At 63.5% G+C, this 14,420-nt stretch carries 12 protein-coding genes; 4 read left to right on the forward strand and 8 right to left on the reverse strand.

From position 1 onward, the window contains the following. Position 1 precedes the first annotated feature (1 nt). The 7 genes from AC1DZT_RS01240 to ytfQ all read right to left on the reverse strand — a co-directional run bounded on the left by AC1DZT_RS01240 (position 2) and on the right by ytfQ (position 6,592). A complete protein-coding gene (locus AC1DZT_RS01240; protein WP_478004768.1) occupies positions 2 to 637 on the reverse strand; it encodes an NrsF family protein in 636 nt (211 codons plus the stop codon). After that, positions 634 to 1,191 (reverse strand): sigma-70 family RNA polymerase sigma factor, encoded by a 558-nt coding sequence (locus tag AC1DZT_RS01245; protein ID WP_478004769.1) that lies wholly within the window; start codon positions 1,189 to 1,191, stop codon positions 634 to 636. Before AC1DZT_RS01245 ends, AC1DZT_RS01240 begins: the two co-directional genes overlap by 4 nt. A gap of 97 nt (positions 1,192 to 1,288) precedes the next feature. After that, positions 1,289 to 2,023 carry a FadR/GntR family transcriptional regulator gene (locus AC1DZT_RS01250; RefSeq protein WP_478004770.1) on the reverse strand — a complete coding sequence of 245 codons (735 nt, stop codon included), beginning with the start codon at positions 2,021 to 2,023 and terminating at the stop codon, positions 1,289 to 1,291. Positions 2,024 to 2,038: 15 nt separating this feature from the next. Beyond that, positions 2,039 to 2,998, reverse strand: coding sequence for a galactofuranose ABC transporter, permease protein YjfF (gene yjfF / locus AC1DZT_RS01255; RefSeq protein WP_478004771.1), 960 nt, complete (start codon positions 2,996 to 2,998; stop codon positions 2,039 to 2,041). Beyond that, entirely contained in the window at positions 2,995 to 3,975 is a 981-nt protein-coding gene (locus AC1DZT_RS01260) for an ABC transporter permease (protein WP_478004772.1), read from the reverse strand. The genes yjfF and AC1DZT_RS01260 overlap by 4 nt, the downstream gene beginning before the upstream one ends. Beyond that, positions 3,972 to 5,516 (reverse strand): sugar ABC transporter ATP-binding protein, encoded by a 1,545-nt coding sequence (locus AC1DZT_RS01265; RefSeq protein ID WP_478004773.1) that lies wholly within the window; start codon positions 5,514 to 5,516, stop codon positions 3,972 to 3,974. Before AC1DZT_RS01265 ends, AC1DZT_RS01260 begins: the two co-directional genes overlap by 4 nt. Before the next feature lie 113 nt (positions 5,517 to 5,629). Beyond that, positions 5,630 to 6,592 (reverse strand): galactofuranose ABC transporter, galactofuranose-binding protein YtfQ, encoded by a 963-nt coding sequence (gene ytfQ / locus AC1DZT_RS01270; protein WP_478004774.1) that lies wholly within the window; start codon positions 6,590 to 6,592, stop codon positions 5,630 to 5,632. A 376-nt stretch (positions 6,593 to 6,968) separates the two neighbouring features. Between ytfQ and AC1DZT_RS01275 the strand changes: the two genes are divergently transcribed. The 4 genes from AC1DZT_RS01275 to AC1DZT_RS01290 all read left to right on the forward strand — a co-directional run bounded on the left by AC1DZT_RS01275 (position 6,969) and on the right by AC1DZT_RS01290 (position 13,510). Continuing rightward, a complete protein-coding gene (locus AC1DZT_RS01275; RefSeq protein ID WP_478004775.1) occupies positions 6,969 to 7,967 on the forward strand; it encodes an efflux RND transporter periplasmic adaptor subunit in 999 nt (332 codons plus the stop codon). Continuing rightward, the gene (locus AC1DZT_RS01280) at positions 7,960 to 11,160 is read left to right on the forward strand and encodes an efflux RND transporter permease subunit (protein WP_478004776.1); all 3,201 of its coding nucleotides are present in this window, start codon (positions 7,960 to 7,962) and stop codon (positions 11,158 to 11,160) included. Before AC1DZT_RS01275 ends, AC1DZT_RS01280 begins: the two co-directional genes overlap by 8 nt. A gap of 24 nt (positions 11,161 to 11,184) precedes the next feature. Next, positions 11,185 to 11,388 carry a YgaP family membrane protein gene (locus AC1DZT_RS01285; protein ID WP_478004777.1) on the forward strand — a complete coding sequence of 68 codons (204 nt, stop codon included), beginning with the start codon at positions 11,185 to 11,187 and terminating at the stop codon, positions 11,386 to 11,388. A 256-nt stretch (positions 11,389 to 11,644) separates the two neighbouring features. Next, positions 11,645 to 13,510, forward strand: a complete 1,866-nt coding sequence (locus tag AC1DZT_RS01290) for an ATP-binding protein (RefSeq protein ID WP_478004778.1) — start codon at positions 11,645 to 11,647, stop codon at positions 13,508 to 13,510. Positions 13,511 to 13,518: 8 nt separating this feature from the next. Here AC1DZT_RS01290 and AC1DZT_RS01295 read toward each other — a convergent pair whose 3' ends face one another. Next, positions 13,519 to 14,367 (reverse strand): ParB/RepB/Spo0J family partition protein, encoded by an 849-nt coding sequence (locus tag AC1DZT_RS01295; protein WP_478004779.1) that lies wholly within the window; start codon positions 14,365 to 14,367, stop codon positions 13,519 to 13,521. Positions 14,368 to 14,420: the final 53 nt, after the last annotated feature.

Here is a 14,420-nt window from a genome sequence, read left to right on the forward strand (position 1 = left end):
CCTACCAGACCAGGATGCGCTTGCCGAAATGGGTGGCCACGGCGGTGACCACGATGATGCCAAGCCCGTACCAGGTCAGGAAAAACAAGGGGTTGTCGCGGATGCAGAACAGGGAATAGCCCGCTGCGGACCCCGAGGCCGCGGTCAGCCCGACCAGAAGCGCCGAAAGCCGGGGCTGGCTGCTGGCGCCCTGCCGCATGATCCGCAGGCCGGCATAGGTCGGCAGGATCGAGATCAGCGGGATCAGGCAAAGGCATTCGGCGAGCGAGGCCATATGCACCTCGGCAAAGCGGTCGGCGGGGGCGCGCATCGCGAAGGTGGTGCCCCACATGACCGCGACCAGAACTGCCAGCGGCACATAAAGCCAGGGCAGCCAGCCCAGGCGGCCCTCGGGCCGGGCCAGCCGCAACAGGAGCGTGCCGGACAAAAGGCAAAGCGCCAGCGGCAGGAAGGTCTTGACCGGCACCACCGGGTTTTCCCAGGCAAGCGCCAGTTGCGGGCGCAGGCCCGCGACGGTCAGGAACACCGTGACCGAGGCCAGGATCGACAGGCCGATCCACAGCGCCATGCGGTCATCGCGCAGGGGGGCGGGAGGGGTCTGGGTGGCGAGGCGGGAAATCAGGTCTTCGGTCTTCATCGCTCGTCCTTCCGCCCCAGAGCGGCCAGTTTGCGCATCGCGCGGTGCAGGGTGACGCGCAGATGCACCGGGGTCATCTGCAGCCTTTCGCTGACCGCCGACTGATCCTCCTCCCGCAGCGAGACGGCGCGGACCACCTCGGCCGAACGGGGGTCGAGCTGGCTGATCAGCCGTTCCACCTCGCGCTGGTCGTCGCGGGCGCTGGTCGGATCGGGCTCCGCCTCGGCGGGGAGGATGTCGCTGTAATCCTCGATCGGCAGATGGATCGCGGCACCGCGGCGGCGGAAGGCGTCGATCACCTTGTAGCGGGCAATGGCATAGACCCAGGGCCGCACCGGCGCATCCGGCCGCCAGGTCTGGCGTTTGAGGTGAAGTCCCAAGAGCACGTCCTGCACAATATCCTCATGCTGATCAGGCGGAAGGGCGCGCCCGCGTGCGCGGACGATCCCCCGGATTACGGGTGTGACGGCGTGCAGGAACCGGGCATAGGCCTGCCCGTCTCCTGCATTTGCCGCCAGAAGCAGCGTGGCCCAGGGGTCCTCGGTCTGCTGCATGTCCCTCTGCACTTCGTTTGATCGCGGGCAGTGTTACAGGCCGGGGCGGCGAAAGAGAAATTGTTTTGCGAAGGCGAGCGATCACAAGACTTTGCTGTCAGACCGCGCGCAGGGTCTCGGCATCCAGCCGCAACAGGCGGTGCATCCCGGCCACCGCCTCGGCCGGGTTGCCGTCCTCGATGGCATGGACGAGGGCGGCGTAAAGGTCGGCGTTGCGGGCGGCAAACTCGGTCGCGCCGGCCTCCATCATCCGGCGCAGGGTGCTGGCGATGGCAAATTCGACGAGGCCGGTGGCGCTGCGCAACAGGGGATTGTGCGAGGCCTCGAAGACCAGACGGTGTATTTCGTAAGCCGCAAGCCCGCTGGGTTCCGCCATGGTGGAGGAGATGTCGTATTGCTGCAGCCAGTAGCGCATCATCCGGACATGTTCGGCATTGCGGCGCCTTGCGGCAAGCTCGGCGGCCTGGGTCTCCAATGGCGCGCGCAGTTCGATCAGCGCGTCAAGGAAACCCGGCTCTGGCGTGGCGTGAAAGATCCAGAACAGCACCTGACGGTCGAACAGGTTCCAGCGGCTGCGCGGCTGGACGCGGGTGCCGACCTTGGCGCGGGCCTCGACCAGACCCTTGGCCTCCAGCGTCTTCAGGGCCTCGCGCAGCACGGTGCGCGAGACGCCGTAGCGGTCCATCATCTCGGCGTCGTTGGGCAGGATCGAGCCGAGCGCGAAGCTGCCCGAGGCGACGCCGAGGCCGATCTCGTTGATGACAAAGGAATGGAAATTCCTGGCCGATTGCCGCCCGGATAGCGAACGGATCAGAAGGCCGGGCTCACTCATGTTCGTTCTTCGGCCTTATTTGCGCTTGGACGAGGCCCGGAATACCAGACGTTGCAGCAGGATGAACATAAAGAGAAGCACACCGATGACGATTTTTGTCCACCAGCTGGACAGGGTGCCGTCGAAGATGATGTAGGTCTGCACCAGCCCCATCAGCATGACGCCGATGAAGGTGCCCGCGACAAAGCCGTAGCCGCCGGTCAGAAGCGTGCCGCCGATGACGACCGCGCCGATGGCATCCAGCTCCACCCCCACCGCCGCCAGCGAGTATCCGGCCGAGGTGTAAAGCGAGAAGATGATCCCGGCGAGGCCCGCCAAGGTCGAAGACAGCGTGTAGATCAGGATCGTGGTGCGCGCCACCGGCACCCCCATCAGCGCCGCCGAGGTGGCATTGCCGCCGAGTGCATAGACATAGGAGCCAAAGCGCGTCCGATGCGCGATCAGCGCGCCGAGGATGAAGATCGCCACCATGATGCCGCCGATCAGGCTGAGCCGGCCGCCGCCGGGCAGCTTGTAATAGGTCTCGGAAATCGCGGTGTAGAAGTCGTGGTTGATCGCGATGGAATCCGGCGACATGACGGAAGCAGCACCTCGCGCGAGGAACATGCCGGCCAGCGTGACGATGAAGCTTGGCACCGCAAGGTAATGGATCGCCGCCCCCATCGCCGCCCCGAACAGTGCCGAGACGATCAGCGCCAAGGCAAAGGCCGCCAGCGGATGGACGCCGTACCAAGAAATCAGCACGGCCACGAAGACCCCGGTAAAGCCGATCACCGCGCCGACCGACAGGTCGATCCCGCCGGAGAGGATGACAAAGGTCATCCCCACCGCCGTGATGCCCAGAAAGGCGTTGTCGGTCAGGAAGTTGCCCAGCACCCGTGTCGAAAGGATGCCGTGGAACTGGAAGGCTGCGGCGAAATAGGCCAAGAGGAAGATGACGGCGGTGGCCGCCAGGGGGCGCAGGGAGCGGTTCATTTTGCGCCTTTCTTGACGAACATGCCGGCGGCGAGGGGCGATTGCAGGATCAGGATGATGATGATGACGCCCGCCTTGACGATCAGGTTGAACTCGGGCCGGAAGCCCGAGACGAGGATGCCGGTGTTCATCGCCTGAATGATCAGGGCGCCCACCACCGACATCGCGATCGAAAACCGCCCGCCCAGCAGCGAGGTGCCGCCGATGACCACGGCCAGGATCGCGTCCAGCTCCAGCCAGAGGCCGGCGTTGTTGGCATCCGCGCCGCGGATGTCGGCGGCCACGATGATCCCCGAGATCGACGCGCAAAGCCCCGAGAAGGCATAGACGATCAGCAACAGGATGGTGGAGGAGATCCCGGCAAAACGCGCGGCAGAGCGGTTGACGCCCACCGCCTCGATCAACAGGCCAAGGGCGGTGCGCCGCACGGCAAGGGTGGCCAGCAGCATCAGGCAAAGCGCGATCACCACCGGCATCGGAAAGCCAAGGAAGGTGCCGGTGCCGAGGAAAATCAGATGCGGGTCGGAAAAGGTGACGATGGAACCCTTGGTGATCAGCTGCGCCACGCCGCGCCCGGCCACCATGATGACCAGGGTGGCGATGATCGGCTGGATCTCCAGCACGGTGACCAGGATGCCGTTCCAGAGGCCGCAGAGCAGGCCGGTGGCCAGTGCGGCGGGCACCGCGACCCAGACCGAATAGCCCGCGACCACGGTGCTGGCGGCCACCGCACCAGCAATCGCCATCACGGCGCCGACCGACAGGTCAACCCCCTTGGTCGCAATCACCGCCGTCATGCCGACGGCAAGGATCGCCACCGGCGCGCCGCGGTTCAACACGTCGATCAGGCTGCCGAAAAACCGGCCATCCTGCCAGATCACGGTGAAGAAGCCGGGGAAAAGCAGCCAGTTGAAGGCCAGAACCGCCACCAGCGCCACGGTTTGCGGGGTGACAAGACGCGAGGCTTGCAGCTTCATGCGGCACCTTCTGTAGCAGTATGGGCTTTGGTCGTGTCGGCCTGCGCCGCAATCGCCTGCACGATGACGGCGGGCGAGATATCGGCGCCGGTCAGTTCCGCCACCATCTCGCGGTCGCGCATCACCACGACGCGGCTGGAATAGGCCACGACCTCGTCAAGCTCCGAAGAGATGACCAGAAGCGCCAGCCCATCCTCGCGCAGGCGGTTGATGGTGCGGACGATCTCGGCATGGGCGCCGACGTCGATGCCACGGGTCGGCTCGTCCAGGATCAGCAGGCTCGGGTCGATCGCCAGCCAGCGGGCGAGGATCACCTTCTGTTGGTTGCCGCCCGACAGAAGCCGCACCGGCATGTCATGGTTGGCGGCGCGGATGTCCAAAGCCTCGGCAAAACGGCCGGCGATCTCGTCCTGTTCGTCGCGCGACAGGGCCTTGAACCAGCCGAGCTTGGCCTGCAGGGCGATGATGATGTTTTCCCGCACCGACAGATCGCCGAAGATGCCGTCGAGCTTGCGGTCCTCGGGGCAGAAACCAAAGCCCGCCGCCACCGCCTGCGCCGGATTGCGCAGGGTCAGCGGGCGGTTGTCCATGGTGACCGAGCCTTCGTCGGGCACATCGACGCCGAACATCAGCCGCGCCATCTCGGTTCGTCCCGACCCCAGAAGGCCTGCGACGCCGACCACCTCGCCCCGTCTGAGGTCAAGGGTGAAGGGCGCCACCTTGCCCGCCTTGCCGACGCCCTTGAAGGAGACCAACGCCGGGCCCGGCTCTGCCTCTTCCAGAAGGGTGGCGGGATGGGTGAAGACGACGTCCTTGCCCAGCATCAGGCGCACCACATCGGTCCGGCTGAGGTCGGTCAGCGGCTGGGTCGTCACCAGCTTGCCGTTGCGCAGGATGGTCACGCGGTCGGAGATGGCGAAGACCTGGTCGAGGAAATGGGTGATGAAGAGAATGGCCAGACCGCGGGCCTTCAGCGTGCGGATCACCTCGAAGAGGCGGTCCACCTCGTTGCGGTCAAGGCTGGCGGTGGGTTCGTCCAGCACCAGGACCTTGCCCGAAAGCTCCACCGCGCGGGCGATGGCGACGATCTGCTGCACGGCGACGGAATAGCTGCCCAGTTCGGCCTTCACGTCGATATCAAGACCATAGGTCGCCAGGACCTCGCGGGCGCGGGTGGCGATGGCGGCCTTGCGGACAAAGCCGAAAGTGGTGGGCTGGTGGCCGAGGAACAGGTTTTCGGCGACGGTCAGGTTTGGCACCAGGTTCACTTCCTGATAGACCGTGCCGATGCCGTGGCCCTGGGCCTGCAACGGGTCGTGGAAGGTGACGGGCGACCCCTCCTGCCGGACCTCGCCCTGATCGACGCTATAGGCCCCGGTCAGGATCTTGATCAGGGTCGATTTGCCGGCCCCGTTCTCGCCCAGAAGCGCGTGGACCTCGCCGGCCCACAGATCGATATCAACGCCCTGCAGGGCCTGGTGCTGGCCAAAGACCTTGCCCAGACCGACCCCCTGCAACACCGGCGGTGCGCTTTGCGCCATCCCCCGCTCCTCCCCCATTGTCTTGATGATCAGTTGCCCGTTCCTGCGCCTGGGGCAATATAAATCCGCCGGCCAGAGGGTCTGGCCGGCGGCGTCAGCCCGGACGAGGAGGACTAGTAGCCCAGGCCTTTGCGTGCCTCGTATTCACCCTTCGGATCATCGGCCGGGGTGTAGAGCTTGCTTTCGGTGATGATGAACTTGGCCGGCATGGTGCCGTCCTTCTTGTAAGCTTCGAGCGCGTCGAAGGCCGGGCCGGCCATGTTCGGGGTCAGTTCGACCGTCGCATTGGCCTCGCCGTTCATCATGGCCTGGAAGATATCCGGCACGCCGTCGATCGAGATGGTGATGATGTCCTTGCCGGGGTTGAGCCCTGCATCCTTCATCGCCTGGATCGCGCCGACCATCATGTCGTCGTTATGGGCATAGACGGCGCAGATGTCCTTGCCGCCGTTTTCGGCCTTGATGAAGCCTTCCATCACTTCCTTGCCCTTGGAACGGGTGAATTCCCCGGTCTGGCTGCGGACGATGGTGATGTTGGCCTGCTTGGTGACGGTTTCGTCAAAGCCCTTCTTGCGGTTGATCGCCGGGGTCGAACCGACGGTGCCTTCGATCTCGACCACCTTGCAGGGCTTGTCCTTGACGGTATCCACCAGGAACTGACCGGCCACAGCACCTTCATGCACCTGGTCCGAGGCGATCGAGGTCAGGTAGAGGTCCTGGCTGGCATCGACGCCGCGGTCCAGAAGGATGACCGGAATATTGGCGTCCTTGGCTTCGCCCAGCACGGCATCCCAGCCGGTGGCGACGACGGGGGCGACCAGGATGGCGTCAACGCCTTGCGCGATGAAACCGCGGATCGCCTTGATCTGGTTTTCCTGCTTCTGCTGGGCATCGGCGAATTTCAGGTCGATGCCGTGCTTTTCAGCCTGCTGCTTGGTGACCGAGGTCTCTGCGGCGCGCCAGCCCGATTCCGAGCCGATCTGCGAGAAACCAACCACCAGCCCGCCCGCCATGGCGGTCGAAGACATGAGGGCAACGGTGCCCGCGGCCAGCGCGAGCTTCTTGATAATGGACATTTTTCCTCCCACGGATGTTATCGCGGACATCTGCTGCGCCGACGATGAGAGAAGCCTAGCAAAAGTAATACTATATGCAAACGGTTTGTTTTCTGGGCGTTTTGCCCGAAAAAAGGCAGGGAGCGTCCCTGCCAGATCTTGTCACATTCGCGTGACAAATCAGTCCCTTGTTCCGCCCGGTTTTGATCGTGCGCGATCTACCGCCCCCGGCGCGGCCCCGGCCTGAGGGGTGATTCGCGCGGTCCGGCGCGATTGCTGCCGGACGCCCTCACCCCCGGCGTTATTCGTCCTGCGGCATCCTGTAGCGGCGGCGGAAATGTCATTTACAAATTCAAACATTCAAATATGTATTGCGCAAGGAACGAAGGAGCGTCCCATGCGAAACCGCCACGCCACCCTGCTTTTCACGCTTATCTGCATCGGGCTCGGGGCGCCGGTCCGGGCCGAGGGGCCGGGTCTGCAACCGGTGCCGATCGTCGAATGGAAGGGCGTCTATGGCCAGATCGCGGCGCGTGACCGGATTCCGGCGCGGGCGCGGCTTGGCGGTACGCTGGTCGATCTGGCCGTGGTCGAGGGCGATGCCGTGACCGCAGGCCAGCCGATTGCCCGGATCGTGGATGAGAAGCTGGCCTTCCAGCTTTCCGCCCTTGCCGCGCAGCGCGGCGGTCTGGTGGCGCAGCTGGCCACGGCAGAGACCGACCTCAAGCGCGGTCAGGATCTGTTGCAGCGCGGTGTGATCACAGCCCAGGGCATGGACGCCCTGCGCACCGCGGTCGATGTGCTGAAAGGCCAGATCGCGGCACTTGATGCCCAGTCCGATGTGATCACACAACAGGAGAGGGAGGGCACCGTCCTCGCCCCCGCCGATGGCCGCGTGCTGGAGGTGCCGACCGCCAAGGGCGGCGTCGTCCTGCCCGGCGAGACGATTGCCACCATCGCAGCCGGTGGCACCTTCCTGCGCCTGTCGATCCCCGAGCGTCACGCCGCCAGCCTGCACCAGGGCGACCGGATCGAGGTGGAGGGCCCCGATGGTCCCCGCTCCGACACCCTGTCGCGCCTCTATCCGCTGATCCAGAACGGCCGCGTCCTCGCCGATGTCGAGATGGCCGGCCTGCCCGACGCCTTCATCGACTACCGTATCCTCGTGCGTCTGCCGGTCGGCACCCGCATGGCGCTGATGGTACCGGCCACCTCCTTGCGCCACAGCGCGGGGCTGGATTTCGTCGGCGTGGCAGAGGGCGGGGCGACTCGGCTGCGCGCCGTGGTGCCCGGTCAGCATCAGGTGATGGCGGGGGTGGAGATGGTCGAGATCCTCTCAGGCCTTGCCAGCGGCGACCATGTGATCGACCCGGCGCCCGAGGCTGCAGATGACTGACAAGGACCAACCCAATGGCACGCGCCAACTCGGCATCGCGGGGCGCCTGACCCGGGCCTTCATCACCTCGGCCCTGACGCCGCTTTTCATCCTTGCGGCGCTGGCGGCGGGGCTCCTCGCCCTCACCGCCCTGCCGCGCGAGGAAGAGCCGCAGATCTCGGTCCCGATGGTCGATATCCATGTGCAGGCGCAGGGCCTGCAGGCCGAGGATGCGGTCAAGCTGGTCACCGAGCCCTTGGAGGGGATCGTCAAGGGCATCGGCGGGGTGGAGCATGTCTATTCCTCGACCCGCGACGATGCCGCGATGGTCACCGCGCGCTTTGCGGTGGGGACCAACGAGGATGAGGCGCTGCTCCGCGTCCATGACAAGCTGCGCGCCAATCTGGACCGCATCCCCTTGGGTATCCCCGAGCCTCTGGTCATCGGGCGCGGCATCGACGATGTGGCGATCCTGTCGCTGACCCTCTCCTCCGCCCCGGGGCAGGCGGTTGCGGCGGGCGATCTGACCCGCATCGCCCGCGCCTTGCAGACCGAGGTCGCCAAGACCGAAAACGTTGGCCTGACCTATCTGGTTGGCGACGCGCCGGACGCGATCCAGATCCAGCCCGACCCTGACAAGCTGGCACTCTACGGCGTCACGCTGCAGCAACTGGCGCAGAAGGTCGGCCAGGCGAACCGCACGCTCGCCGCCGGCACCCTGCGCGATGGCGGGCAGGAGATTGCGCTGGTCGCCGGTCAGACCCTGATCGCGCCCGCCGAGGTGGCTCGCCTGCTTCTGACCACGCGCGACGGGCGGCCGGTCTATGTCGCGGACGTGGCGCAGGTCGCCTATGTCGCCGATACCTCGGACCATATCGTGGCCAACCTCACCCGCGCCGCCGACGGAAGCGTGACCCGCAGCCCCGCCGTCACCCTCGCCGTGGCCAAGCGTGCCGGGGCCAATGCGGTGGTGGTGTCAGAGCAGGTGCTGAGCCGGATCGCCGCGCTGAAAGGCAAGGTCCTGCCCGACAGCGTGGCCCTGACCGTGACGCGCAACTATGGCGAAACGGCGAACGAGAAGGCCAACGACCTGCTGTTCCACCTCGGCCTTGCCACGGTGTCGATCATTCTGCTGGTCTGGCTCGCCATCGGCAGGAGAGAGGCCGTGGTGGTCGCCATCGTGATCCCGGTGACCATCCTGCTGACCCTCTTCGCTGCCTGGATCATGGGCTATACGCTCAACCGGGTCAGCCTCTTTGCGCTGATCTTCTCGATCGGCATCCTGGTCGATGACGCCATCGTGGTGATCGAGAATATCGCCCGCCACTGGGCCTTGCGCGATGGGCGCAGCCCCACCGCCGCCGCCATCGACGCGGTGGCCGAGGTCGGCAACCCGACCATCGTCGCCACCCTGACCGTGGTCGCGGCCCTGCTGCCGATGCTGTTCGTCTCCGGCCTGATGGGGCCCTATATGAGCCCGATCCCGGCCAATGCCAGCGCCGCCATGATCTTTTCCTTCTTCGTGGCGGTGATCATCACGCCTTGGCTGATGGTCCGGATCGCCGGCCGCAGCAATGGGACAGAGGGGGCGGGCCACAACCCCGGCTGGCTCGACCGTGCCTATCGCCGCATCGCCCGGCCCCTGCTGCAGACCAAGGCGCGCGCCCTCGGCTTTCTTCTGGTCACGGCGGCGCTGTCCTTCGGCTCGCTGGCCCTCCTCTATACCCGCGATGTCACGGTCAAGCTTCTGCCCTTCGACAACAAATCCGAGCTTTCGGTGATGATCGACCTGCCCGAGGGCGCCGCGGTGGAGGCGACCGACCGCGTGGCGCAGGATGTGGCGTGGCTGGTGTTGCAGATGCCCGAGGTGACCTCGGTCCAGACCCATGCCGGCACTTCGGCGCCCTTCAACTTCAATGGGTTGGTGCGGCATTACTACCTGCGCGACGAACCGCAGCTGGGTGAGGTGGCGGTCAACCTTCTGCCCAAGGCCGACCGCGCCCGGTCCAGCCACGCGATTGCGCTGGCGATCCGCACCAGCCTCGCCAGCCTGACCCTGCCGCCCGGCACCCGCTTGAAGGTGGTGGAGCCGCCGCCCGGCCCCCCGGTCATCGCCACCCTTCTGGCCGAGGTCTATGGCCCCGACGCCGCCACCCGCCGTGCCGCCGCTGCCAGGATTCGCGAGGTGTTTGAGGCGGTGCCCTTCATCGTCGACGTGGACGACAGCTTCGGCACCCAGGCGCGGCGGTTGCGGGCGACGATCTCCAACGACAACCTCGATTTCTTTGGCGTGCAGGAACAGGATGTCTTCGACACGATCGCCCTGCTGAATGGCGGGCAAACGGTCGGCTATTCCCATCGCGGCGCCGGTCGCCTGCCGATCCCGCTGCAGGTGGCGCGGGCGAAATCCGACCGGGTGATGGACCAACGCTTCCTGACCACGCCGATCCCGGCCAATCTCCTCCCCGGCGCCAGGGGGGTGGTGGAGCTTGGCGATGTGGTGACGGTGGCGCAGGAACCCGCCTCCTACCCGATCTTCCGCCACAATGGCCGCGCGGCGGAGATGGTCACGGGCGAGCTTGCCGGTTCCTATGAGGCGCCGCTTTACGGCATGCTTGCGGTGCAGGACCAGATCGACGCGCAGGACTGGCCGGGGGGCAGGCCGGAGATCCGGCTGCATGGCCAGCCGCTGGATGAAAGCAAGGTCACGCTGCTGTGGGATGGCGAGTGGGAGGTCACCTACGTCACCTTCCGCGACATGGGGGCGGCGTTCGGGGTGGCGCTGCTGGGGATCTATATCCTGGTGGTGGCGCAGTTCGGGTCGTTCCGGCTGCCCCTGGTGATCCTGACGCCGATCCCGCTGACCTTCCTCGGCATCATGGCGGGGCACTGGATCTTTGCCGCGCCCTTCTCGGCCACCTCGATGATCGGGTTCATCGCGCTTGCCGGGATCATCGTGCGGAATTCGATCCTGCTGGTGGATTTCATCCGGCATGCCGGGCGGGAGGTCACGATCGACGCGCTGGTCGAGGCGGGGTCGGTGCGGTTCAAGCCGATCCTTCTGACCGCCCTTGCCGCGATGATCGGGGCGGGGGTGATCCTGTCGGACCCGATCTTCCAGGGCCTCGCCCTCTCGCTGCTCTTCGGGCTTTTGTCCTCGACCCTGCTGACCGTGCTGGTGATCCCGGCCATCTATCGGGTCTTCAAGACCTGACCCTTCCCAACCAAGGAGATGATGATGACCCTCGACCGTTCCGTCCTGTTGTTCGCCGGCCTCATGGTGCTGGTGAGCGTGATCCTGACCGAGGCGGTCTCGCCCCGGTTCGTCTGGCTGACCTTGTTCATCGGGGCCAATCTGATCCAGTCCGCCTTCACCGGCTTCTGCCCCGCCGCGAAGGTCTTCAAGGCGCTGGGGGTCCGCAAGGGCTGCGCCTTCGAGTAGGAGAGCGGAGTCTGGCGACTCCCGGCGTGCAATCCGCAGGATTGCACGCGTGCAAGGTTTGGTAAGGGATTGATTTTGTGTGGTTTTTGGAAATTTGTTAAGGTTTTGTTAGGATTTGGGGGGGGGGCGTGAAAGGGGCATCCCGCTTAGCTTGGAATGATTGCGCAACCGCGACTTGCATGTCTTTTCACGAGACACCTTGCAGCACGAACATAACCCGCCCTAACATGAGGAAAATTTCTATCAGAGGAAACCAATGAAACTTGTATCTATGACACTACAGAATTTTCGCTGCTATAGAGATGAGTTTTTAATAACTTTCGATACTTTCACGACAATCATTGGAAAGAATGATGCCGGAAAGTCCGCAATTCTTGAGGCGCTCGATGTCTTCTTCAATGGACTTAAAAAGATCGATCAGGGAGATGCGAGTGTTGGTGGTGATCCAAAAAACGTACGCATTTCTTGCGAATTTGATGATTTGCCTAGTCAGATAATTATAGATGCTTCAGCGCCCACATCGCTGCAACAAGAATATCTCCTATCCAGTACCGGTACATTGATAATCGAAAAAACATACAACTTATCAGGACCTCCAAAGCTAACTTCGGTACAGGCAGTGGCCGCACACCCTACATTAAGTAAATATTCAGATCTCCTTATATTAAAACGTGCAGAATTGATCAAAAGAGCTGGAGAGCTTCAGGTTAATCTTGATGGAGTAAACAAAAGCGTTAATTCGGAAATACGCAGGGCGATTTGGGCATCAGCTGCCGATCTGGATTGCAAGCTCACCAAGATCGACCTTTCACAGGATGGTGGTAAAGCTGTTTGGGAAGAGCTTGAGAGGTACTTTCCGACCTATTGGTTGTTCAAATCGGATCGGCCAAGTACGGATCAGGATGCCGAGGCTCAAGATCCGTTGAATATGGCAATATCCGATGCGATGAAGTCGTTGGAGCTAGAATTCCAATCCATCATTGGGGCAGTAAAGGAAAAAGTTGAAAAAGTGGCCGAACTAACTGTCGCAAAGATCGCCGAGATGGATTCTTCCGTGGCAGCCTCACTGAGTCCCGTAATAAAAGTGAAGAAATGGGATTCTTTGTTCAGCGCGAGCATTACTGGTGAAGATGGAATCCCTTTGAACAAGCGAGGAAGTGGAATCCGGAGACTCGTTCTGCTGAATTTCTTTCGGGCTCAAGTGGAAGTGAAGACCGACAGTGATATCTCTTCTGTGATATATGCGGTCGAGGAGCCCGAAACTGGACAACACCCCAACAATCAGAGACTCCTTATGTCTACTCTTCGGCAGCTCACCACCGATACTTCGCGGCAGGTAATCGTGACCTCCCACAGCCCGATGCTAGCACGAACTGTACCTGATCGGCAGATTCGGTTTATAGATGGGAATTCACAAAGGCGGACAGTTCAGGTTGGCGGCGCTACAGTTAACGATGGAATCGCGAGCGCATTGGGTGTGCTGCCTGATAATGCAGTGAAGGTATTTGTCGGCGTGGAGGGGCCGCATGACATTTCATTTCTGCAATCCATCTCTTCGATTCTGTCTATTGTAGATGACGGAATTGAATCTCTTCGAAAGCTCGAGGTCGAGGGGGTTCTAATATTCATTCCACTTGGGGGAAGTACGCTTTTTCAATGGACAAGTAGACTTCAACCGCTTCAACGTCCGGAATTTCATCTTTGCGATAGGGATGAGGCTCCGCCGAAGGCGGCAAAGTATCAAGCCTACGTGAATGCGATAAACGAACGCCCCAACTGTGTTGCGAAGGTTACCAGCAAGCGTGAACTGGAGAATTTTATTCATCCGGCAGCAATTTATGAAGCTTACAGGGCCAACAATGTCGAGATTTCTGTTCCTGCCAGTTTTGACGACTTTGATGACGTACCCCTTAGGGTCGCGATGGCAGTGGCCTTGGCGGGTTCTGGCACTGAATGGGACTCTCTCACTGAAGAGAACAAAAAGAGGAAGGTGAGCGCGGCCAAGAAAATTCTCAATAACCAAGCGGTTGCCCTTATGACCCCAGAACGCCTTGGCGAGGTTGATCCAACAGGCGAGGTGCTATCTTGGCTGCGGCACATCACTGGTATTGCAAGAGCCTAGCCCCCCCTTCACACCGGCGCATAAAGCCTCTCGATCTGGTCCAGCACCGAGTCCATCAGCATCCCCCGGGCCTCCTCTCCGGTGAAGATCAGGCGGTAGCCGCCGGGGATGCGCTCGCGGCGGATGATCAGGTTGCTGCGGGGGTACAAGAGGCGGCGGGGGCGGCCGGGGGCCTGGGGGATTTGCGGCTCGGTCAGGCTCTCTTCCGCCTCGATCAGGATGTTTAGCATCAGGGCCCATTGCGCGGCGGGGGTCTTTTCGTGGTGTTCACGCAGGGCCACCTCGATCAGCGGGCCGAAGCCGAGGCGGAGGGCGGCGGCGATGCGCAACAGCTGGCGCAGCGAATAGGTCGGGCCGTGGAGGATGATGTCGCCCAGCTCCTGCACCACCCCAGCCACGGCGCGCAGGCGGGAGCGGGCGCTGGCGGTGACATGCGGGTAGAGGGTGAGGAGGGCGGCGTCGGGGGTGGGGAAATAATCGAGGCGGACGGATTCGAGGATGAGGGTCGCCTTCTCCCACGGGGTGACCTCGGCGCGGACCTCGTTCTCGGTGACCATGGCGGCCATGGCGGCGGGGATGCTGTCGGGCGTGCGGATCACGGCGGGGATCGTGGCGAAGTCGCCGTTGCCGCGCAGCCGGGCGAGGTTGCGGAAGGCGGTGAGGCGGCGCAGGCCCGAGATCAGGCCCCAGTCGCAGGGCGGGCAGCCGGCGAGGGGGAAGACCTCGATCGGGTGGCGCAACCCGTCGCAGAGGATGGAGCGCTGCAGCGTCTCCAGCGCCTCCGGGTCGAGGGCGAAGCGGTCGCGGGGCAGGGCCTCGGCGTCGATGCTGGCGAGGGAGAGTTCGGTGATGGTCATGGGCGCCTCCGGGGTTGGGCGCGAGGATAACCCCGGCTTTGGCAGCGTTGCCG

Source organism: Rhodobacter sp. P1_C2, from assembly GCF_056406375.1.

What these genes read in the sequence shown, in the direction of transcription:
- AC1DZT_RS01285 (WP_478004777.1), top strand. Translation starts at nt 11,185, where the DNA reads ATGACCCTCGACCGTTCCGTCCTGTTGTTCGCCGGCCTCATGGTGCTG.
- AC1DZT_RS01245 (WP_478004769.1), bottom strand. Translation starts at nt 1,191, where the DNA reads ATGCAGCAGACCGAGGACCCCTGGGCCACGCTGCTTCTGGCGGCAAAT.
- AC1DZT_RS01275 (WP_478004775.1), top strand. Translation starts at nt 6,969, where the DNA reads ATGCGAAACCGCCACGCCACCCTGCTTTTCACGCTTATCTGCATCGGG.
- AC1DZT_RS01295 (WP_478004779.1), bottom strand. Translation starts at nt 14,367, where the DNA reads ATGACCATCACCGAACTCTCCCTCGCCAGCATCGACGCCGAGGCCCTG.
- AC1DZT_RS01240 (WP_478004768.1), bottom strand. Translation starts at nt 637, where the DNA reads ATGAAGACCGAAGACCTGATTTCCCGCCTCGCCACCCAGACCCCTCCC.
- AC1DZT_RS01250 (WP_478004770.1), bottom strand. Translation starts at nt 2,023, where the DNA reads ATGAGTGAGCCCGGCCTTCTGATCCGTTCGCTATCCGGGCGGCAATCG.
- AC1DZT_RS01280 (WP_478004776.1), top strand. Translation starts at nt 7,960, where the DNA reads ATGACTGACAAGGACCAACCCAATGGCACGCGCCAACTCGGCATCGCG.
- yjfF (WP_478004771.1), bottom strand. Translation starts at nt 2,998, where the DNA reads ATGAACCGCTCCCTGCGCCCCCTGGCGGCCACCGCCGTCATCTTCCTC.
- AC1DZT_RS01260 (WP_478004772.1), bottom strand. Translation starts at nt 3,975, where the DNA reads ATGAAGCTGCAAGCCTCGCGTCTTGTCACCCCGCAAACCGTGGCGCTG.
- ytfQ (WP_478004774.1), bottom strand. Translation starts at nt 6,592, where the DNA reads ATGTCCATTATCAAGAAGCTCGCGCTGGCCGCGGGCACCGTTGCCCTC.
- AC1DZT_RS01290 (WP_478004778.1), top strand. Translation starts at nt 11,645, where the DNA reads ATGAAACTTGTATCTATGACACTACAGAATTTTCGCTGCTATAGAGAT.
- AC1DZT_RS01265 (WP_478004773.1), bottom strand. Translation starts at nt 5,516, where the DNA reads ATGGCGCAAAGCGCACCGCCGGTGTTGCAGGGGGTCGGTCTGGGCAAG.